Source organism: Photobacterium sp. Ph5, assembly GCF_022129445.1.
Taxonomy (GTDB): domain Bacteria; phylum Pseudomonadota; class Gammaproteobacteria; order Enterobacterales; family Vibrionaceae; genus Photobacterium.
The window spans coordinates 1-20,191 of sequence record NZ_JADQAQ010000068.1; the positions used below are offsets into that span (position 1 = coordinate 1).

At 40.4% G+C, this 20,191-nt stretch carries 20 protein-coding genes; 9 read left to right on the top strand and 11 right to left on the bottom strand.

Annotated elements, in window-relative coordinates; translation table 11 throughout:
* Nucleotides 1-190 precede the first annotated feature (190 nt).
* Together csdE and csdA are read right to left on the bottom strand one after the other, a co-directional pair.
* Nucleotides 191-625, bottom strand: coding sequence for a cysteine desulfurase sulfur acceptor subunit CsdE (csdE, locus tag I3259_RS18365; protein WP_238031158.1), 435 nt, complete (start codon nucleotides 623-625; stop codon nucleotides 191-193).
* 22 nt (nucleotides 626-647) lie between these two features.
* Nucleotides 648-1,868, bottom strand: a complete 1,221-nt coding sequence (csdA, locus tag I3259_RS18370) for a cysteine desulfurase CsdA (protein WP_238031159.1) — start codon at nucleotides 1,866-1,868, stop codon at nucleotides 648-650.
* A 364-nt stretch (nucleotides 1,869-2,232) separates the two neighbouring features.
* Here csdA and I3259_RS18375 point away from each other — a divergent pair, with 364 nt between their 5' ends.
* The 4 genes from I3259_RS18375 to rlmM are packed head-to-tail and all read left to right on the top strand — an operon-like array spanning nucleotide 2,233 to nucleotide 5,292.
* Nucleotides 2,233-3,153: a transcriptional regulator GcvA gene (locus I3259_RS18375; protein ID WP_238031160.1), complete on the top strand. Its 921-nt coding sequence runs from the start codon at nucleotides 2,233-2,235 to the stop codon at nucleotides 3,151-3,153.
* Nucleotides 3,134-3,811, top strand: a complete 678-nt coding sequence (locus I3259_RS18380; protein ID WP_238031161.1) for an alpha/beta family hydrolase — start codon at nucleotides 3,134-3,136, stop codon at nucleotides 3,809-3,811. Before I3259_RS18375 ends, I3259_RS18380 begins: the two co-directional genes overlap by 20 nt.
* A gap of 25 nt (nucleotides 3,812-3,836) precedes the next feature.
* Nucleotides 3,837-4,196 (top strand): DUF423 domain-containing protein, encoded by a 360-nt coding sequence (locus tag I3259_RS18385; RefSeq protein ID WP_238031174.1) that lies wholly within the window; start codon nucleotides 3,837-3,839, stop codon nucleotides 4,194-4,196.
* A gap of 10 nt (nucleotides 4,197-4,206) precedes the next feature.
* Nucleotides 4,207-5,292, top strand: a complete 1,086-nt coding sequence (gene rlmM / locus I3259_RS18390; RefSeq protein WP_238031162.1) for a 23S rRNA (cytidine(2498)-2'-O)-methyltransferase RlmM — start codon at nucleotides 4,207-4,209, stop codon at nucleotides 5,290-5,292.
* 75 nt (nucleotides 5,293-5,367) lie between these two features.
* Here the strand turns inward: rlmM and xni are convergent, their stop codons facing one another.
* The 5 genes from xni to queF all read right to left on the bottom strand — a co-directional run bounded on the left by xni (nucleotide 5,368) and on the right by queF (nucleotide 12,787).
* A complete protein-coding gene (gene xni / locus I3259_RS18395; protein ID WP_238031163.1) occupies nucleotides 5,368-6,144 on the bottom strand; it encodes a flap endonuclease Xni in 777 nt (258 codons plus the stop codon).
* Between the two features lie 74 nt (nucleotides 6,145-6,218).
* Nucleotides 6,219-7,592, bottom strand: a complete 1,374-nt coding sequence (gene ppnN, locus I3259_RS18400) for a nucleotide 5'-monophosphate nucleosidase PpnN (RefSeq protein WP_238031164.1) — start codon at nucleotides 7,590-7,592, stop codon at nucleotides 6,219-6,221.
* 268 nt (nucleotides 7,593-7,860) lie between these two features.
* On the bottom strand, nucleotides 7,861-9,420 hold the full coding sequence (locus I3259_RS18405) for a GGDEF domain-containing protein (RefSeq protein WP_238031165.1): 1,560 nt from the start codon (nucleotides 9,418-9,420) through the stop codon (nucleotides 7,861-7,863).
* A gap of 123 nt (nucleotides 9,421-9,543) precedes the next feature.
* Nucleotides 9,544-11,823, bottom strand: a complete 2,280-nt coding sequence (locus I3259_RS18410) for a tetratricopeptide repeat protein (RefSeq protein ID WP_238031166.1) — start codon at nucleotides 11,821-11,823, stop codon at nucleotides 9,544-9,546.
* Between the two features lie 115 nt (nucleotides 11,824-11,938).
* Nucleotides 11,939-12,787 carry an NADPH-dependent 7-cyano-7-deazaguanine reductase QueF gene (gene queF / locus I3259_RS18415; RefSeq protein WP_045084846.1) on the bottom strand — a complete coding sequence of 283 codons (849 nt, stop codon included), beginning with the start codon at nucleotides 12,785-12,787 and terminating at the stop codon, nucleotides 11,939-11,941.
* Between the two features lie 89 nt (nucleotides 12,788-12,876).
* Between queF and syd the strand changes: the two genes are divergently transcribed.
* Together syd and I3259_RS18425 are read left to right on the top strand one after the other, a co-directional pair.
* Entirely contained in the window at nucleotides 12,877-13,431 is a 555-nt protein-coding gene (gene syd, locus I3259_RS18420) for a SecY-interacting protein (protein ID WP_238031167.1), read from the top strand.
* 3 nt (nucleotides 13,432-13,434) lie between these two features.
* A complete protein-coding gene (locus tag I3259_RS18425) occupies nucleotides 13,435-14,211 on the top strand; it encodes a Zn-ribbon-containing protein (RefSeq protein ID WP_238031168.1) in 777 nt (258 codons plus the stop codon).
* 39 nt (nucleotides 14,212-14,250) lie between these two features.
* On the opposite strand, the gene I3259_RS18430 is transcribed toward I3259_RS18425, so the two are convergent.
* The 4 genes from I3259_RS18430 to I3259_RS18445 all read right to left on the bottom strand — a co-directional run bounded on the left by I3259_RS18430 (nucleotide 14,251) and on the right by I3259_RS18445 (nucleotide 18,324).
* A complete protein-coding gene (locus I3259_RS18430; RefSeq protein WP_238031169.1) occupies nucleotides 14,251-14,523 on the bottom strand; it encodes a hypothetical protein in 273 nt (90 codons plus the stop codon).
* 31 nt (nucleotides 14,524-14,554) lie between these two features.
* The gene (locus I3259_RS18435; RefSeq protein WP_045084849.1) at nucleotides 14,555-14,785 is read right to left on the bottom strand and encodes a DUF2789 domain-containing protein; all 231 of its coding nucleotides are present in this window, start codon (nucleotides 14,783-14,785) and stop codon (nucleotides 14,555-14,557) included.
* Between the two features lie 2,165 nt (nucleotides 14,786-16,950).
* Nucleotides 16,951-17,265, bottom strand: a complete 315-nt coding sequence (locus I3259_RS18440; RefSeq protein ID WP_238031170.1) for a DUF3301 domain-containing protein — start codon at nucleotides 17,263-17,265, stop codon at nucleotides 16,951-16,953.
* 18 nt (nucleotides 17,266-17,283) lie between these two features.
* On the bottom strand, nucleotides 17,284-18,324 hold the full coding sequence (locus I3259_RS18445; protein ID WP_238031175.1) for a DUF3549 family protein: 1,041 nt from the start codon (nucleotides 18,322-18,324) through the stop codon (nucleotides 17,284-17,286).
* Between the two features lie 186 nt (nucleotides 18,325-18,510).
* Here I3259_RS18445 and I3259_RS18450 point away from each other — a divergent pair, with 186 nt between their 5' ends.
* The 3 genes from I3259_RS18450 (at nucleotide 18,511) to I3259_RS18460 (ending at nucleotide 20,116) form a co-directional block, all read left to right on the top strand.
* The gene (locus I3259_RS18450) at nucleotides 18,511-18,831 is read left to right on the top strand and encodes a YqcC family protein (protein ID WP_238031171.1); all 321 of its coding nucleotides are present in this window, start codon (nucleotides 18,511-18,513) and stop codon (nucleotides 18,829-18,831) included.
* A 9-nt stretch (nucleotides 18,832-18,840) separates the two neighbouring features.
* Entirely contained in the window at nucleotides 18,841-19,578 is a 738-nt protein-coding gene (truC, locus tag I3259_RS18455; RefSeq protein ID WP_238031172.1) for a tRNA pseudouridine(65) synthase TruC, read from the top strand.
* A gap of 91 nt (nucleotides 19,579-19,669) precedes the next feature.
* Nucleotides 19,670-20,116, top strand: a complete 447-nt coding sequence (locus tag I3259_RS18460; RefSeq protein ID WP_238031173.1) for a flavodoxin — start codon at nucleotides 19,670-19,672, stop codon at nucleotides 20,114-20,116.
* The last annotated feature ends 75 nt before the right edge of the window (nucleotides 20,117-20,191 follow it).

The window sequence follows — 20,191 nt, forward strand, 5'->3', positions numbered from 1 at the left end:
GCCAGTAGATGCGCAGTAGCTCTTCGAGTGGGTACTGATTTGGATCAGCCAAAGAGGTAATAAAACCTTCAATTTCACCCGCAGGATCTTTGTACATCTTAGGATCGTTCAAGTACCCTAAACGATCGGCATTAGATCACATGATCTGCCTTTTTGTTACTGTGCTATTTCTAGGACTGGTAAATCTTGTTTAGCGAGCAAGTTGTTTTATTTGCTCAACAATCGCTTTTAAACCATTGCCACGAGATGGACTTAAATGGGCAATTAAGCCAAGTGAATCAAAGTAGCCATCAATATCAAATTCACCAATTTCTGTACGCGTTTTACCGTGATAAGCGGTAAGCACGAGAGTTATTAAACCACGAACAATACGCGCGTCAGAATCCGCTTGAAAATAAAAGTGGTCACCAATTTGCTGGTAGCGTAACCAAACCTGTGACTCACAACCACTGACTTTTAATTGCTCATCTTTATCTTCTTCTGCCATAACTGGCAGTTTCTTACCTAACTGAATTACCGTACGGTAAAGATCTTCCCAGCCTGCTTTTGCCTGCATTTGGGCAATAATATCAGTGGTTGTAATGTCAGTACCGAAAGGGTGTAGGGGAAGCGTAAGTTCAGTCATAGTGTTCAATCCAGATCCCGCATTAAAGTAAATCACAAGCTTTGTGTAGTGCCGCAATAAAGCGATCTACATCTTGCTCGGTGTTATAGAGTGCTAATGATACGCGCAATGTCCCAGTTAAGCCTAGTGCATCAAGCATTGGATGTGCACAGTGATGACCAGCACGCAGTGCGATATTTTGTTGATCTAATAGGGTCGCAATATCTTGATGATGAACCCCATCAACCACAAAAGAGAATAAACTTGCGTTCGGCTGTAATCCTATAATACGTAAGCCATCAATATTTTTAATGCCTTCAATGGCTTTGTGGCGCAACCTTGCAATATGCGCTTCTGCACCTTGTCTATCCAGTTGCTTGAGCCAATTAATTGCAGCAGCGAGTGCTAAGCTTCCAGCAACATTAGGAGTGCCAGCTTCAAATTTACCTGGTAATTTTGCGTAAGTTGTACCGTCAAAAGAGACTTTTTCCACCATTTTTCCGCCGCCATGCCAAGGTGGCATAGCTTCAAGTAGCGCTTGTTTGCCATAAAGAACGCCAATACCAGCTGACGCATAAATCTTATGGCCTGAGAACACATAGAAGTCAGCATCAAGTGCTGTTACATCGATATCTTCATGAGCAATACCTTGTGCGCCATCAATCACAGCAATCGCGTTGTGCTGGTGGGCTGCGTGAATGATTTCTTCAATTGGGTTACGGGTACCCGTTACATTGGTTATGTGGGCTACTGCTACGATTTTTGTTTTATCCGATAAGCGTGAATAAAAAGTATCAAGATCTAAAGTGCAGTCATCGTTCATCGGGATTTTTATGACATGCGCGCCTGTTTCTGCGGCTATCATTTGCCATGGCACGATATTAGCGTGGTGCTCTAACTCACTGACTAAAATCTCATCTCCCGCTGTTAGATTTGTGCGGGCATAAGTTTGAGCTATTAGATTTAATGCTTCTGTTGCGCCACGAGTCCAAATAATTTCTTTGCTGTGCGCTGCGCCAATGAAGTGTTGGACGGTTTCTCTTGCCTGTTCAAAACGTAGCGTAGCATTGGCTGTGAGGCTATGGCTGCCACGATGCACATTGGCATTATAACCACGATAATACTCAGTGAGGGTATCAATAACCACGGCAGGCTTTTGTGCGGTTGCTGCGCTGTCTAAGTACACTGGCGGTAATTCACCATCAGTGTGTTGCAAGGCAGGAAATTGAGCCAAAATAGTTGAGATATCAAATTGAGTGGTCATGGTTGTTCACATAGCTAAGATTGAACCGAGGATCATGCTAATAAATAAGGCAGAGAGCAAGTATTGATGGTTTTTTATTGATAAAAAAATAGCACTGCGTTGGGGCGCAGTGCTAAAAATAGCTTTGACTGTATAGTCAAAAATACAGGAAATAAAGGATGGTTATTCCATCCATCCGAAATGATTCGGACAATATGCAAACACAACATGCAATATTGATTAAGCTGGTTAGCCAGAGGGCAAAAAACAGAGGATTAAATCAATATTGCGAAACAGATAATAGGGTTTCTCTAGTAGTTGAACAATGGACAATTTATAATGTTCAGGATTAAAAAAACTAATGCATTAAATAGTCGAGAAAAGTATGTCTAGACGTTTACCTCCGCTCAACTCATTGAAGGTGTTTGAGGCGGCAGCAAGACACTTGAGTTTTACTCGTGCTGCTGAAGAATTATTTGTTACTCAAGCCGCAGTTAGCCATCAAATTAAAGCCTTAGAGGAATTTCTAGGCTTAAAGTTATTTCGTCGTCGTAATCGTTCTCTACTGTTAACAGAGGAAGGACAGGGCTACTTTCTCGATATTAAAGATATCTTTTCAGCGATATCCGATGCCACTGATAAGGTCTTAGAGCGTGGTGCTAAAGGCGCATTAACCATTAGTTTACCTCCTAGTTTTGCCATCCAATGGTTGGTACCACGTTTAACCGATTTTAATGAACAACACCCTGATATTGACGTGCGTATTAAGGCGGTCGATTTAGATGAAGGATCGCTCACTGATGATGTCGATGTGGCGATTTATTATGGTCGAGGTAATTGGTCAGGTTTACGTGCTGATAAATTGTATCAAGAGTTCATGATGCCTGTTTGTTCGCCAATGCTGCTGACAGGGGCTAAACCGCTACGCACATTAGATGATTTAAAACTGCACACCTTGTTACACGATACTTCACGAAAAGAGTGGAAGAATTATGTTCGTCATTATGATGTGAAAGGGGTTAACGTTAACCAAGGACCTATTTTCAGTCATTCAACCATGGTGCTACAAGCTGCGGCTCATGGTCAGGGAATTGCACTGGGAAATAATGTATTAGCGCAACCAGAATTAGAAGCTGGGCGCTTGGTGTGTCCATTTGATGAAGTGTTAGTGAGTAAAAACGCTTTCTATTTTGTTTGCCAAGAGCGCCAAGCTGATACTGGACGAATTCAAATATTTAGAGATTGGGTGTTAGCTAAAGCACGTCGTGAACAAGAGGATATGCCTGATGTCGAACTTAGTCAGTGAATACATAATTAACGAACCTAAATCAGGTATTGCTGTAGCAACATTTCTGTTTGCGCATGGTGCCGGTGCGGGAATGGATCATGCTTTTATGACGGCTGTTGCTGAAGGTTTAGCGCTGCAAGATATTCGGGTAGTACGGTTTAATTTTCCTTATATGGTTAAACGTGCTGAAGATGGTAAAAAGCGACCGCCTGATCGCCAACCAAAACTCTTGATTGATTTTCAACGTCATATTGAAACCTTTGCTGGTAGTCCGTTAGTCATTGGCGGTAAATCAATGGGCGGTAGAATGGCGAGTATTATGGCAACAGAGGTTGCCGCTCAAAGCCCTGATGTAAAAAACTGCGCTGCGAAAGTGAAAGGCGTAGTGTGTTTAGGTTTTCCTTTTCATCCTCCTGGTAAACCTGAAAATTTTCGTGGTGATCATTTGGCGTCGATTACGGCTCCAACATTGATCCTACAAGGTGAGCGAGACACGTTTGGTACTAAAGCAGAAATAGCACAATGGGCGTTTTCTCCCAATGTGGAGATTGCGTTTCTTCCTGACGGTGATCATAGTTTTAAACCGCGAAAAGCCTCTGGTTTTACGGAAGCTGACAATATAGCAACCACCATTGAGCGATTAGCGCAGTTTATTAAGGAGTGCTGTTGTGACTGAACCATTACAAAACCGAACGCGTTGGATGCTCTTTGTCGCGGCAATGAGTGGAGCATTAACTGTGGGGTTAGGGGCATTTGCTGCTCACGGTTTAAAGCAGCATTTATCGCCTTATTTACTCGATGTATTTAAGACTGGCGTACAATATCAAGCGTGGCATACATTCGCGTTATTGGGTTGTGGAATATTGACACGCTTTTTGTCTTCAAAAGCTGTATCATACGCCGCTCTGTTTTTCACCCTTGGTATAATCTGTTTTAGTGGCAGTTTATATGCATTGGCATTAACAGGCATTAAGTGGTTTGGTCCCATCACACCGATGGGCGGAGTATGTTTTATTATTGGCTGGGTAATGCTTGCAGTAGCATCCTGGCGTTCAGCTTGAGGGTTCCAACGTGAATCATGTTTTATTGTATTGTCGTCCTGGCTTTGAAAAAGAATGTGCGGGTGAAGTTCAAGACAAAGCAAATACGCTGGAATTGTTTGGTTTCCCTCGGGTAAAAAACAATTCAGGTTATGTGTTATTTGAATTTTATCAAGCAGGTGATGCAGATAAATTTATTCAGCTACAACCATTTTCACAGTTAATTTTTGCACGTCAAATGTTTGCGGCATCGCAGATGTTAACGGATTTACCGGCTGATGATCGCATCTCTCCGATTTTAGAAGCGATTGGCGATGAGTTCCCACGCTGTGGTGATCTCCGTGTTGAAACACCCGATACTAATGAAGCGAAAGAGCTATTAAAATTCTGTCGTAAATTTACGGTGCCACTTCGCCAAGCAATGCGTAAGCGTGAGATTTTATACACGAAAGATAACAATAAAAAGCCTGTGTTACATGTGTGTTTCGTTGCGCCAGGTTGTTGTTTTGTTGGTTATTCATATACATCGAATAACTCACAGTTCTTTATGGGCATTCCACGCTTAAAATTCCCAGCAGATGCGCCAAGTCGCTCAACGTTGAAATTAGAAGAAGCCTTTCACGTATTTATTCCTCGCCACGAGTGGGATGAGCGCTTAGCGCCAGGTATGTGGGGTGTTGATTTAGGTGCGTGTCCTGGTGGTTGGACATATCAATTGGTGAAACGCTCGATGTTCGTTCACGCGATTGATAACGGTACAATGGCACAAAGTTTGATGGATACAGGCCAAGTTAAATACCATGCCGTTGATGGTTTTAAATTTGAGCCAGCACGTAAGAACGTTACGTGGATTGTTTGTGACATGATTGAAAAGCCAGCGCGTGTGGCTCACTTAATGGGTGAGTGGTTAATTAAAGCGTGGGCAAAAGAAGCGATCTTTAACTTAAAATTACCGATGAAAGGTCGTTATGATGAAGTGCTTCAAGATATTGAAAATCTAAAAGTATTTCTTATTCAAAATGGTGTGAAGTTCAAGCTACAAGCGAAGCATTTATACCATGATCGCGAAGAAATTACGGTTCATATTCAACGTTTAGATACGCGCTCACCACACTAAGTGCAAGAGATAACCGCGATAGTTTAATTAAAAAATGCCACTGTATTACAGTGGCATTTTTGTTTCCAGAACCTATTAGGCTAGTGGCTCTATATAACGAATATCTTGCAGATTAAAACCTAATACTAAATCAGTTTTTAAGCTTGATACCGCTTTACTTGCAAGCGCTATCTCACGGTTGCCATCAATCTTCTTTTTCCATTTTTCAGGCAGATCGTCTGCAGCAATAATTGCCTCTAAATTAGGATAGATACTCAGAAGTTCAACGGCAGCTTTAGGGCCGATACCGGTAATGCCCGGAATTTTACTCGAGCTTATTCCTGCAAGTCCCCAATAATCAGTGAGTTTATTTGACGCTACGCCATATTCTTTTTCAATAAAAGCGCTATCAAGCCAGCGTTCTTGGAAATAATCACGAATGCGCAGTGTCGGCTGTAATAATTGGCAGTAACCTTTATCGGTTGAAATGATCGTCACTTGCTCACCACGAGAGGCGACTTTAAGTGCAAGGGTTGCGACGAGATCATCGGCTTCATCACCATCAGAGAGCAGTGAGTCAATACCTATCTCCATAAAAGCATCTTGAATAATATCCATCCCTGTCATGAGCTCGTCAGGCATAGGTTTTCTCCCTTCTTTGTAGTGAGGAAGAAGTTCAGCTCGCCAGCCACGATCATCACCATGATGATCGAATACTGCCACAATATGGGTTGGTTGGCTGATCTTGATGATTTTTTTCAGTGCTCGACAACAGGTCTCGGCTGTTGCTTTTACATCAGGTTCACCAGGACGAGCCGCATGAACACGACGAATGAGATTAAGAGCATCAATAACAACAAGGTGGATAGCCATAAACAAATTCTTTGTAAATAAAAAGGAGCACTAAAGCTCCTTATTGTACGCAATTATAATCATTGATGTTGTGATTATTTTTTTGCTTTTTCTGCTGTTATTATTTCATAGCAGGGTTCATATTTGCTGCCGGGTAACTTCATTCGTTGCTGTTTAACGAAGTCTTGTAACAGCTTATCCATTCGATCCATTAAACATTTATCACCATCAATTTTGAAGCGACCGTGACGTTCAATTTCATGAATACCTTCTTCTTTGACGTTACCTGCGACAATTCCAGAGAAAGCGCGGCGAAGGTTGGCTGCAAGTTTATCAACAGGCTGATCCATATGCAGATCCAAATTTGCCATTGCTTCATGAGTGGGAGCAAAAGGCATTTGAAATTCTTCAGGGATCTTGAGTGACCAATTAAAGCAGTAGGCATCACCGATCTCCCGGCGGTGCTCTTTAACTTTGGTCATGGCTGTTTTCATGACTTGTGCAACTTGTGCTGGATCGTCAATGATGATTTGATAATGTTTAGTTGCTTCTTCACCTAAAGTGTGTTGAATAAAATCATCAAGCGTACGGAAGTAATCTTCACTTTCTTTTGGTCCTGTTAGTACGACAGGCATTGGCTGATCGGCATTTTCAGGCTGCATCAGCACCCCTAGAATATAGAGCAACTCTTCCGCAGTTCCTGCACCGCCCGGGAAAATAATAATACCGTGACCAACACGAACAAAGGCTTCTAGGCGTTTCTCGATATCAGGCAGAATGACTAACTCATTAACGATTGGGTTGGGCGGCTCTGCGGCAATAATTGAGGGCTCAGTTAAGCCTATAAAACGGCTGCTGCCATAGCGTTGCTTCGCATGACCGATAGCGGCCCCTTTCATCGGACCTTCCATTGCGCCGGGGCCACAACCCGTACAGACATTGAGCTCACGAAGACCAAGTTCATTGCCCACTTCACGGGTGTATTGGTATTCAGTTGGGTTGATAGAGTGACCGCCCCAGCAAACAACAATATTTGGATCTTCACCTGCATGAAGGGTACGAGCATTACGCAGTAAGCTAAATACAAAATCAGTGATGTGTGGTGCGCTACTAAGATCTATATCGTTACGACGAGCAACATGCATATCGACATAAATGATATCGCGTAATACAGAGAACATATGTTCTTGAATACCCGTAATGATCTTACCATCGACAAATGCGTGTTCTGGTGGGTTTACCAGTTCTAGCTTGATACCACGTTCGCGACGTTTGAGGTTGATATCAAAATCTTTATTTTTTTCTAATAGCTCTTTTGAGTTATCGGTATGACTACCGGAATTCAGTACTGCCAGTGAACAGTTACGGTATAAACGGTATAAATCGCTGGAAGCGGTTGCTTTTAAGCTATCAACTTCTATTTGAGAAAGCAGGGACATAGCCCCAACAGGACTGATATGTGTGATCATAGTAACCTCCCTGGAAACAATGAAAGCTCAGTTTGGTTCTTGCGATATGCGAAAATCAAGCAGAGTAAGTTGATGATTTGAGGTTATTCCTCCATTAGGTATCTACTATAGAAGGAGTTTGGAGGAAGCACTAAATAGTGTTTGTTTTTATTACCATACACAGTGAATATACATTTGACTAGATGTTAATAATAAAAATTAGGTGTCTGTTTTCACTGGTGTATTAAGTTTTAATAAAGGTACTAAGGAAAAGTGTTTGCTTGAAGTATTAAGAGATCCAAATTAAGCGATTCGTTCCTGCACTTTTTGCGCTAGCTAATGCTTTTACTGTTCGCTCGATTACCACATGATGATCATCATTACCTTCAAATAAAGTCGCGCCAATAGAAACTGAAATGGACAAGTTTTGGTCTTTAAATCGGAAGGGAAGTTGGCTGATCGCCTCTCGAATGTTAGTCAGTTTTTTATTGCGAGTTTGTTCATCACAATCTGGCATGATAAGCATAAATTCATCACTACTAAAGCGCGCTAAATAATCTGTGTCAGCTAAACATTGTTGAATATTTTTAGCGATGATTTTTAATGCTTTATCGCCAGCAAGGTGACCAAATTTATTGTTGATCTCCCCAAAACTATCAACATCAATAAGCGCAACAGGTAGTGCATATTCATAACGCTTCCAGTTGTGGTACTCATGCTCAATACGATCCATAAATGCATTACGGTTATAGACTTGAGTTAATGTATCTCGCAGCATACTTTGTTCTTGATCATGCAGACGTTGACGATAATTATGGGTTTGTTGGATCAATTGCTGAATTTGTTTTTCGTTATGTTGCTGTTGTTCAACAAGTGCTCGTTCACGCTCTTGAAGTGCGACGTTTCTTTCTACAATATTGCCTATTTCTGTTGCCGCTGCATGAAGTGCCGGACGTTTTTTGTCAAGGTTTTTATTATCAGATAAGTCTATTTTTAGTTGTTGGGCAACATGGGATAATTCGTTATCCAGTTCGCTTCTATGTTGATGTAATATTTGCGATTTATCTGCTGTTTGATGGGTGTCTTTGTGTAGTTCGGCTAAGTCACTATTAATATTATTAAGAAAACGTTGTGAGGCTTGGCGTTCATGCAACGTCGCATCTAAGATCAAACGTAAAACTTGGAACTGAATTTTTGCAAATTGTTGAGTATCAAGCTCATTGTTAAGTTGTGATTTTATTTCAATTAACTGATTACCATGTTCACCGTTAAAGTCGATTTCAGTAATAAGATGCTGTAACTCGGAAATAAGCTCAATATGATGTGTAGTCTGTTCAATATTATCTGTTGTATAACTAGTTTTGGTCGCGGAGGCTAGTTTTATCGTTCGCTCATATAGTTCCAGCAAACGTAAAATACGAAGATGATTGTCGAGTAACACACCAGAGTCATGGTTTAGTACGGCGCGTAGATCACGTCTTAACTGGATCGGTAAATCACGATGGCGAGAAAGCGTTTCTCCTGCTTGATGGATCTTTTGATTTAAGCGCAGGTTCTGTTTATGAACAATATCAGCTTGCTGATTTACTAAGCGTTCAATAACAGCCAAACGAGGAATAAGTTTACTGATATCGGTTGGTTGTTCTAACTCATGTCGAATATTTTCTAAACGCTCATCAAGCTCAGAATTTATTCCTCGGCAAGCAATAACTAATCGTGTGATGAGGCGTTTTAAGATCACGATCTCACGTCGTGACTTTAAAGAGGCATCACGATAAGAGAGTTGAGCTTGATCTAAGCGTTGCTTCAGGTTACTCACTTCAGAAACAACTGAATTAATATCTGTCACAGGATTACGTATTCATCATTAGCATTAATATCCATATCCTTCATTGAGTTATTTATTATCCCAATCCCTTAAATTTACACGTATCTCTGCTATCTCGGCATAGAAAAAAAAAGCTTGAGTAACTTAACTTACATTTGTGTCAGTACTGTGATCGTTGTTCCAGATAATATCTGATTTGGATGAACTTCGTACTTTCACCAGACCTTTATCGATACCTTCAATGCAAGAGCGGCGAATATCACCACAGACAAAACTGGCTGCTGGTGCGGCATCGATAGCGCATAAATGTACCCAATGGCTACCTGGTTCGCTGTCATTCATTTTCACTCCCGCATTGACAGCCATCAATAAGATATCAATAAGCTCTTGATCATTAATCGCGGTATAAGCTCGAGGTAAGAAGGGATACTCTGCCATACCTATTTGAATATCATTATTGAGATTATTTTTAAGCGCATAATTATCAACAAGTTGCTGTAATGAATCGGCTAACTGTTTAGGATCGCAACTTAAACGCGCATTCGGCTCTATATACAAGAACATGGCATCGGAGAAGTGATAGATCCTCGCCGGCTCTAACACTTGTTCTTGTAAATATAAGCCAAAAGCTTTTTCGGCATCTAAGCCTTGCTTATAGCCTTGCTCTAAGTAAATTCGCTTTAAGCAAGAGACTTCAAATAACGCAAAGCGTAATCGATCGCTTAGCGGTTCATTGATTATTTCGCCTAAGTGCCATTGCTCAAAGTTTGCACTGCTTTGCTGAAGTGAATTTGCTAAACGCGCATTGAGCATACGTAAATTACGTAGGCCACTGCGAGGGTGAGTATAATAATCTGTACGCAGTTGTGTAAGCTGTTGCTTTAGTTGTTTATTAATATGTTGACGACGAAGTAACAGCAAAAGCATAAAGGCTAAAATACCAATTAAAATCATGGTGATTTTTTGCTGTTTATATAGTGCTTTTTCACTTTCAAATTGCTCACGTTCCATCTCTTCAAGCTTAAGTGAGCGTTCCATCATTTTTTGCTGTTGTTTGAATACTTCGACATTACTTTTTGCAATGCTTTCTTGTTGAGCGGCATATAACTGTTCATAGCGACGCTGGCTTAGTAACGCGTTGTAGTAGTCGTTTTGCTTTTCAAAGGCTTCTGAAAGAATGGATTCCCCCAGAAGTTGTAATTTAATCGCACCGATACGACTGGCCGAAATTAAACCTGCTTGAAGAGAGGTTACCGCATCATCTAACTTGTTTTCTGCAAGCTCTAATTGTCCTTGCAATATCTGGCTTTCTGCAACAATGTTTTCATTACCCGTTTGTAGGGCTAAGTTACGAGCCTGCACAATATAAACTTCTGCTTTAGTGTAGTTGTATAAATGTAGATACACGCGAGCAATATTTAGACGTAGACGTGCTGATCGCACATCGTGATCAAGTTGATTTTCTTGGTCTAGTGCGTTGAAGTAGTGAACAAGCGCTAAGTTGTAACGCCCTTGTTGTTCATAGATAGAAGCAATTAACGTTAGTGTTTTAGCTAATTGTTGACTGCGTTTATAACGCTCGAAAAATTCACCCGCTTGGGTAGCATGATCGAGTGCCTTATCAAACACTTTTCGTTCGTCAAATAACTCAGCTAAATAATAGTTAGCTTGAGCTATTTGACCTTGGTCATCAGTTTCAACTGCCAGCCAATAACCACTAAGTAGACGATCGAGCGCCATATCATAGTGATAATGTTTTAAATAATGTTGGCCCAGTTTTAATTGGTAATTAATCAGTTCGTCTTGATCATCTAATGCAACTAAATAGCCTTTGGCTTTGATATATAGTTTTTCTGCTTTTTCATCAGCCCCAAGACTTGATTCAATATTGGCACGTAGCATTAATGAACGATATTTAAGGACTTGTAGTTGCTTTGTTAGCTTGAGTGAAGGTGCTTTACGACTTTCAACATCAATACTATCGAGCATTTTTAATGCGGTCGTGCTGTTGCTGAGATTTTCCCAATAAAATTTAGCGAGCAATAACCGACTTTCATATAAAGGATAAATAAGGTGATGTTCAGTGGCTATGTTTTCAGCTTTTTTGATCACACCAATGGCTTGTTCTGAACGATGTAAAATCGATAATGCTTTGGCTTGAATTTGCAGTGCATTCACCGTATTTAATGGTGTTCTGATTGTATGATCACTTTCTTCATTTATATGCACTCTAGCCGGGTCTTGAGGTTTACTTAAGCGGCGTTGACTGAGGTATTTTTGGGTGATAGAAAGCGCTCGCTCTGGTTGACTCAGTAGCAAGCTATTAGCTTCAGAAAGCATAGGGACGGTATAAACTTTTGCTTGTAGACTGAAAGAAAATGAGAGTAGAAAGAGAGCAGTACAAAGCAAACGACGAAAAAACATATCATCCCAAGACAACAAAAAACGAATGGTGTTGATTTTACTGGCTTAAGGCATCAAGTCCAGCAAAGACAGGTTTTTTGCTGGACTTAATGTCGATTTCGCTAACAGAGTCGAATTACTGGCGAGCGAGACGGAAGTTGTCGCTAGGTGATTTACCCATATTGGTACGATAAGGGTTAATGTCTAAGCCACCACGGCGAGTATAACGTGCATATACGGTTAATAATTCAGGTTTACAGTATTTCATAATATCGCTGAATATACGCTCAACACACTGCTCGTGGAATTCATTATGGTTACGGAATGAAATAATGTATCTCAACAGTTTTTCACGATTAATACGTTTGCCCTTATAAGCAATACGAACGCTACCCCAATCGGGTTGACTGGTGATCAGGCAATTTGATTTTAATAAGTGGCTATGAAGAATTTCTTCAACTTCTTCTTCTTCAACACTATTTTCTAGTAGTGCCGGATTAAAACGGTAGTCTTCAATTTCAATATCTTGATCGTCAATACAAGCACCAAAGAAATTTACGATTGGTTGCTCGCTAAAATCTTCTAATGGTTGAATAGTAACGTCAACATCAGCGCCCGCACAGCGTGATAGATCAATCTGCAGTGTATCTGCAATACCTTGCCAACTTTCAAATCGAGTTTGGTTAAAGCTATTGAGGTAAAGTTTGAAAGATTTAGATTCAATCAAGTTTGGACTTGAAGCGGGTAGACGTACCTCACCAATGGCAACTTGTGGTAGTCCTTTGCTATTTAACCATGACAATTCGTACAGCGTCCAAATATCATAGCCAGTGAAAGGGAGTGCATCATCACTGATATTGAGATCGGTACGATTTAGACTTCTCGGTACTGCTTGTAGTAGCGATGGGTCGTACTGATCTTTATACTCTGTGGTTTTACCAAGGGTTAAACCAGCTAATTCTTTAGCGTCTTTATATTTACTCATACTGTCTATGACACTCTTGGATTAGAATTGATAGTCCGTAAAAACGGTTTTCAAGTCTAAAGTTTACTGAATCTTTAATGAGGTTGCGAATGAATCATCCAGTTACCTGTGCTTTATCTGATTTTTCTTCTCGTTATTTGCAAGCATGGTGTGATGCAGATCGCGGTTTTCCAGAAAGTCAGGATCTTGTTGGCTTAGATTCCCCCTGTGTGATCCATGATTCTGGCGATATGGTGACATGGAAGCCAATGCCACGAAATCCTATTGGAACGTTATCTGGAGTCGAGAAAGGGATTGAACTTGCACTGCATCAAGATATTCATGACTTTTATTGCTCACAATTTAGTGGTGATATGCGGGCGAAATTTGGTGATGTTGAGTTGGATTTACTACAAGCTTTTAATGAAGACGATATAGATCGCTTACAACAAAATATTTTAGGTCACTTAGTGACACAACGTCGTTTAAAGCTAAAGCCAACTGTCTTTATTGCCGCATTAGAAGCTGAATTTGAAGTGATCTCTATTTGTAATTTAACGGGGAATGTTTTGCGAGAAACGCTAGGTAAAGACATTCGTGAAGTCTTAGCGGTCAATGTTGAAGCGTTTTTAATGCAATTAACTCCCGTTATAACAGAGGAATAAATTGTGTACGTTGTAGAGTTACAGTTTGAATGTTTTGATAACACAACGTTATCGCGTGTGGATCGTGCCATTAATGGATTAATGGATGATTTACGTTATAACGGTCAAGTGCTAGGACGTGAGTTTCCGATTACGATTGATGATGGTATTTTTCGTGTACGTGCAGTATGCCCTGAAAAAGACAGTCTGCATCCCAAATACAATAGTGAACAAGTGACGCGTTGTATTGAAAAGTTGAGTGATGCTTGTTTACTTACACCAAAAATAAAAGTGTTAGGGATTGATTTAAACTCAGAAGCGGCAGCTGAGCAGAGCAAGCCATCATGGCAAGTGCTTTATACAACCTACGTACATACATGTTCGCCGTTACGTAGTGGGGATTCATTATTGCCGATCCCACTTTATCAGACAGGTGCCCATCTTAATGGTGACTATAAAGCACTGGTTAAATGGCAAACAGAATGGCAAGCCTTTGATGAAATTCAGATGGCAAATAAGAGTCAACCTGCAATAAAAATGGCACTAGATGAAATTGGTGAGGTTGATAGTGAACTATTTTCTCGTGGTGAGAAATTACGTGAGCAGATCGAATCAACAACCCAGATCCCTACTTATTATTATCTCTATCGTGTGGGTGGGGATAGTCTCGAGAGTGAAATAAACCGAACATGCCCTAAATGTGGTAATGATTGGCGTGTAGAGGATCCTTTACATGGTTTATTCCATTTTAAGTGCGATAAATGTCGATTAGTTTCAAACTTATCGTGGAACTATCAATAATATAAAAAGGCTCCTGATTTGATCAAAGGAGCCTTTTTATTATTGCTGAGCTTCTAATTTAGCCAGGCGAGTTGAAAGTGCGATGATTTGTTGTTCGAGTTGAGTGATACGTTCATCTGCGGTGAGCTCTTTGGTTTGCTTTTCAATCGTTGGCACTTTGGCATTTTTTTTCCATGCTTGAAGCGCTTTGATAATAACCGGGATCGGCAGAGGGGTCGCTAATCGTGACTTTATTAAGGCAACAGAAGGCTCTTTTCCTTCTGAGGTTAAAGAACTAATTGCCTTCTCTAATTCTTGGGTAATTGTCGACATTGTTTTTAGTATCCTACATATAACAACGCATTTACTTTCTTAGTAAAGCATCAAGTTGATCAATCACTTCACACCAGTCTGCATCTTGCTCTTGGCATTCCTTTATAAATCGGCGTTGTATAGCAGAGAAAAAAGGTGCTTCAGCAATATTTTGATGTTGGGCTAGCTGATGTTGGATGATGAATGATTGTATAAATTCATCTGAATTATTAAGTCCTAATTGGCTGAATAAATGAGATAAATTGTGCTGAAATTGTTCCATCATCGTTTCCTCATAATCATGACCGAGATATTAAGCAAAGTATAGTGTATTCAAACTGTCTTTTTTACTCTTACTGTTGTGAGAGATCGCTTACAAATGCGTAAGAAAACAATCCTATAAACATACTACATGTCGTTATCTTGTGATTTATATTATTGATATTAAATGTTTTTATTTATGATGATTATTTTACCAATAAATATTTTATAAATTATTGATAGAGCTTTATTGTTTAAAAAAGTAAATCGCGTAATCTTATTTGTGTCGGAAGGAACTGACGGAACGGAACAGGAATATACTACAGGATGTAGTGGTCTCAGGATGAGAGGTTGATAAGCTAGGATGGTTTATCAAACAAGGACTGTGAAGGGAACACTCTAGGATAGAGTTCGGTAAGCAGGAAGTTTACCAGTCAGGATGACAAAAGGAACACTTCAGGACGAAGTAAAGGACACCTCCAGGAAGGAGAAGAGAGTCATAACAGGATGTGGTGACGGGTTAGGATAACCAAAGGAACAACTTCAGGACGAAGCGCAAGGACAATGCTGAAGGAATCGGCAGTCAAAGGAATGAGGCAGGGAGCACCATAGTAGCGGGAATGCTGCAAGTAAGACCTAAGGGCGTGGCGAAAGTCACGCCCTCTCTTTTTGTTTAAAGGAAAATATCTTTGTTCCTTTTCCTTCTTTTTGTTGCGAAAGTTGTTTTTACAGCGTAACGAATATGTCAACTTATACGTAAAAAGATTAAATATAAAAGAATATTTCAATTTTTATATCGTTAATCTCTTACTCTATTGTGCGAGATCTCTTACAAATTCGTGGGATATCTGTTGTTTTAGTAACATCAAATGTCTTTTTAATGTTCTTAACTGCATGATTGTAAATCCTTTATTCCCGTATTGGTGTTTAGGTTTTTTTTCTATAGAAAATAAATGTATTTTGGTACCTGTGTTTATTCAGATGATTAACGTAATATTAATGGTGTCGGAAGGAGCTGACAGAACGGAACAGGAATATACTACAGGATGTAGTGGTCTCAGGATGAGAGGTTGATAAGCTAGGATGGTTTATCAAACAAGGACTGTGAAGGGAACACTCTAGGATAGAGTTCGGTAAGCAGGAAGTTTACCAGTCAGGATGACAAAAGGAACACTTCAGGACGAAGTAAAGGACACCTCCAGGAAGGAGAAGAGAGTCATAACAGGATGTGGTGACGGGTTAGGATAACCAAAGGAACAACTTCAGGACGAAGCGCAAGGACAATGCTGAAGGAATCGGCAGTCAAAGGAATGAGGCAGGGAGCACCATAGTAGCGGGAATGCTGCAAGTAAGACCTAAGGGCGCGACGCAAGTCGCGCCCGCTCTTTTTATGCCTTTCTAATTTTCCTTATTTCTCTTTTATATTTTTTCCTTTTAGTTCGTTAATTTTACATTTATCGGATCTTCTCTCTATTTGTCTTTATTTTTAGGCTTTATGGCTGTTTACCTACTTCTTTTGTAAGAGATCTCTTACATCGATGTGGGATTAATTCTTTTTTTTAATCGTAAAAATAGTAATTAAAAATAAATAACATAATAAAATCAGGGTGTTATTTCTTCTGTGACGCTGTAATAAAAAGTCTTTATTTTTAATATTCTATATATGTATTGTTCATTGTTACTAATCTAGTAATATCTACCTTGTCGAAAGGGAACGGCATTAGGATATGGAACAGCTAAGGATTAGCTACCTCAGGATGAGGATAGATAGCGGAGCTATCTAACAAGGATTGTGCAGGAAAACTACAGGATGTAGTGAGGTAAATAGGATATTTACTGGTCTGGATGACATGGAACACTTCAGGATGAAGTTTAGGGATAGCGCTCTAGGATGGGGTGAGTGGAACACTCTAGGATTGAGTAGGGATTAATCTTCATTGATGAAGTCAGGAACAGCTTTAGGATGAAGTAAAGGACACCTCCAGGACGGAAGAGAGAGTCAATATTGGAATATTGATGGGTCAAGGAACTACCGAAGAGCAACTCTAGGATAGAGTTTGGAGCTACATTGGGGATTTAAGTATATCAAGGATTGATAGCAGGGAGCACCATAGTAGCGGGAATGCTGCATGTAAAGCCATAGGGCGCAACGAAAGTTGCGCCCGTTCTTTTTATAGTGATAAAAAATTAATACTCTTCACCCTCAGGAAGACGATGAGGCGGAATATAAAAGTGGCTTGCTCGAAGCCGCTTCATTTCTAAATACCCTTGATAGGCATCATGACCGTCGGCAGAAAACTCAAAGACAAAGATAGTTCGCCATCCCCATTCTCCACGATGATCTTTGATTTTTTGTTTTCCTCTCGCAAAGCTCAGTAATTGTAGTCCCATATTTTTACAGCGTTGCTCTATAAAATATTGTGCTAATTCTGTTTGTCGTCTTTGCTGCCAAAATAAAAAAGCGATGATCGCGATAAGCAGTATTCCGAATAAATTGTCCAAATTTTTATTCCTATTCTCTTATTGCCCACGAGCATGTTGCTGTAATTTCTCAATCGCGGCGACTAAAGCAGGTTCAGCTTGACCATGTAATACTTGAAGCATGGTGCCGCGTAATACAGGAAGCATGACTAAATCTGCAAATAATTGGTTGAACAGTGCTTGATCGTTTGTTTCAGCAAGGCGTAATAAAAATCTTGCAGCGTTGTCTGTTGTTAATAGCCCCGACCAGCACCGGCCTGCAATAGCGATTAACACTTCGCGGTGACACAATTCAGGTTGGGCTAAAATGCTTTCAAGGGCAGGGTTTAAGATTTTGCTATCACTGCCAGATATTGCACGGATCAATGCTGAAACTAAAAATAGATCCGGATCTGGGCTATTGATTTCAGCACTTAAATGTTCACTGATACGAGAACTTAAAGGATCAGGTAATGTACAGTGCTCTAAGCAGCCAAGCAGGGCATAAAGTGGCGTCATTGGAAGGTTTGCAATCGCTTTACGAATAAAGGTGGCATTATTCTCTTGCTTCATTCGAGCACAAATATCGGCAATGCCTTGTAAACCTACGCCTTGCCATTGTTGCCAATCTAATTTACCTGATAAATATTGCTGAGCATGTTCGTAATATTGGCTTGCTGGTAAATCCAATTGATGACGGATCTGAGCGTGAAAAATAGCCATCTTGTCATCGGTAGGTTTAAACGTATAAGGGTTAGCCGCTAGCTTTTCTTGCTCTTCTTCAGTCGGCTCGCTATTAAGTGTTGCGCCCATCGCTTCAATCACATACTTAATAAAATCACCAACAGCTGCTTGTTTTAGTAAGCCACGCTCGTCGAGTGGTAATCGAAGAAACCAGATCCACGGTGTATGTTGAGGTTGCCAAAAAGAAATAGCTAAATGCGCATGTTGCTGTAACGGCCATGGATAAGGCTGGCGATTTTCTTCGACAGCTTTAAATTGTGAAACATCAATTTCATTCACACGGCGGCCGAGATCAAAAATGTTGTATTGGCAGCCTGCATTATCAAGTAATTGGGTCAGGGTATGAAATTTATCCATGGTCATATCTGTGCTCCTAAGTCAGAAAGTCAGTATAACTTTTGCGGTGAGACAAGCATACCTATTAACCAAAGGATTTATATTGGGTAGGCTAAAGGTATCAGAATCGCAATGCTAAGATGCTCGAATAACTTGGGTCATCTCGCTTCAAGTGCTATTCTGCGCGGCTTACTATCAGGGGGGAAGATGGATAAATATCATCATAGTCAACGTTTACTTGAAGAATTAGAGTTGATACTACGTCAACATTCTCATTGGCAGTTAACACCTCCTGATGAGCTGTTACTTACAAGCACCGAACCATTTGCTATTGATACATTAGATTGCCACCAATGGTTACAATGGATTTTTATTCCCAAATTCGGACAACTGGTTGCTTTACAATTACCGTTGCCAGCACAGTTTGAGATAAGTCCTTATATTGAAGAAGCAATGAAAGAAAAAGTAGGTGTTAACGATATTTTATCGGTCACACGTCAGCTAGATTTACTATTTAAACAACACTGAGTAAATGTAATGGAACTTGAAATTTTATATCGCGATGACTATTTGATTGCGGTTAACAAGCCTGCCGGTATGTTAGTTCACCGTTCATGGCTAGATAGTCATGAGACTGTTTTTGTGATGCAAACATTGCGAGATCAAATTGGCCAGCATGTCTTCCCATTACATCGTTTAGATCGCCCAACATCGGGTGTTTTGTTGTTTGGATTATCCAGTGAGATAGCATCACAAATGATGCCACTTTTTGCTGGGCGCGATATGCATAAAACGTATCATGCAGTGGTGCGTGGTTGGATAAAAGAAGCGGCAGTGCTCGATTATCCGTTGAAGGTTGAGCTTGATAAGATCGCTGATAAAAATGCATCAGAAGAGAAAGAAGCGCAGCCTGCAGTAACGGCTTACGAGCCATTAGCGACGGTTGAAACAGATATTGCGGTAGGACGTTATTCAACCAGCCGTTACTGTTTAGTTGAAATGAAACCAGAAACTGGGCGGAAGCACCAGTTACGTCGACATATGCACCATTTAAGTCATCATATTATTGGTGACGTAAATCATGGTGATGGACGCCATAACCGTATGTTCCGTGAACATTATGATTGTCACCGTTTAATGTTGCATGCCTCAAGATTACAATTTGATCACCCGATCACAGGTGATGCTATTGATATTCGTGCAGATATTGATGAGACGTGGCGTAAAGTCATGGCTGCATTTAATTGGTCACCCAACCTATTAGTGCGAAACTAATTGCGGTGTAGTTATATCTGATTATAGTGCTTGATTTTTAAGCTTATCATTGCCACATTGATGATAATTAATAGTGGCAATGGAGGGCATTATGGCTCGATTAGGTATTTTTATCGGATCTGTTTATGGTGGTGCAGAAGATCTGGCAGAAGCATTAGCAGAGAGTGCGGAGTCGATTGATACGCAGATCTATTTTGAACCCACGTTAGATGATTTTCTTGATTATAAAGATGATAATGTACTCATCATTTCATCAACAACTGGACAGGGTGAGATCCCTGAAAACTTGTTGCCACTTTATGTAGCACTGCAAGATCAATTCCCACTATTACCTCAACAGCAATTTGGCGTGATAGCGTTAGGGGATTCAAGTTATGGTGAGGATCGCTTTTGCGGTGCTGGGCGTCAATTTGATGCATTATTAGCTGAGTTAGGTGCTAAACCTGTACAAGATCGCCTTGATATTGATGCAGGTATCCATTTTGAGCCGTTAGATGTCGCTAAGGGGTGGTTTGGCACCTTTATTGCACAGATATAATAGACAAAGCCTGCTTAATTGCCTGTCTCTTGATCACAAGTTATTGTGTTCAAGAGACTTAGCTAGCTCATATCC

What these genes read in the sequence shown, in the direction of transcription:
- csdE (WP_238031158.1), bottom strand. Translation starts at nt 625, where the DNA reads ATGACTGAACTTACGCTTCCCCTACACCCTTTCGGTACTGACATTACA.
- csdA (WP_238031159.1), bottom strand. Translation starts at nt 1,868, where the DNA reads ATGACCACTCAATTTGATATCTCAACTATTTTGGCTCAATTTCCTGCC.
- I3259_RS18375 (WP_238031160.1), top strand. Translation starts at nt 2,233, where the DNA reads ATGTCTAGACGTTTACCTCCGCTCAACTCATTGAAGGTGTTTGAGGCG.
- I3259_RS18380 (WP_238031161.1), top strand. Translation starts at nt 3,134, where the DNA reads ATGTCGAACTTAGTCAGTGAATACATAATTAACGAACCTAAATCAGGT.
- I3259_RS18385 (WP_238031174.1), top strand. Translation starts at nt 3,837, where the DNA reads ATGCTCTTTGTCGCGGCAATGAGTGGAGCATTAACTGTGGGGTTAGGG.
- xni (WP_238031163.1), bottom strand. Translation starts at nt 6,144, where the DNA reads ATGGCTATCCACCTTGTTGTTATTGATGCTCTTAATCTCATTCGTCGT.
- ppnN (WP_238031164.1), bottom strand. Translation starts at nt 7,592, where the DNA reads ATGATCACACATATCAGTCCTGTTGGGGCTATGTCCCTGCTTTCTCAA.
- I3259_RS18410 (WP_238031166.1), bottom strand. Translation starts at nt 11,823, where the DNA reads ATGTTTTTTCGTCGTTTGCTTTGTACTGCTCTCTTTCTACTCTCATTT.
- queF (WP_045084846.1), bottom strand. Translation starts at nt 12,787, where the DNA reads ATGAGTAAATATAAAGACGCTAAAGAATTAGCTGGTTTAACCCTTGGT.
- syd (WP_238031167.1), top strand. Translation starts at nt 12,877, where the DNA reads ATGAATCATCCAGTTACCTGTGCTTTATCTGATTTTTCTTCTCGTTAT.
- I3259_RS18430 (WP_238031169.1), bottom strand. Translation starts at nt 14,523, where the DNA reads ATGTCGACAATTACCCAAGAATTAGAGAAGGCAATTAGTTCTTTAACC.
- I3259_RS18435 (WP_045084849.1), bottom strand. Translation starts at nt 14,785, where the DNA reads ATGGAACAATTTCAGCACAATTTATCTCATTTATTCAGCCAATTAGGA.
- I3259_RS18445 (WP_238031175.1), bottom strand. Translation starts at nt 18,324, where the DNA reads ATGGATAAATTTCATACCCTGACCCAATTACTTGATAATGCAGGCTGC.
- I3259_RS18450 (WP_238031171.1), top strand. Translation starts at nt 18,511, where the DNA reads ATGGATAAATATCATCATAGTCAACGTTTACTTGAAGAATTAGAGTTG.
- truC (WP_238031172.1), top strand. Translation starts at nt 18,841, where the DNA reads ATGGAACTTGAAATTTTATATCGCGATGACTATTTGATTGCGGTTAAC.
- I3259_RS18460 (WP_238031173.1), top strand. Translation starts at nt 19,670, where the DNA reads ATGGCTCGATTAGGTATTTTTATCGGATCTGTTTATGGTGGTGCAGAA.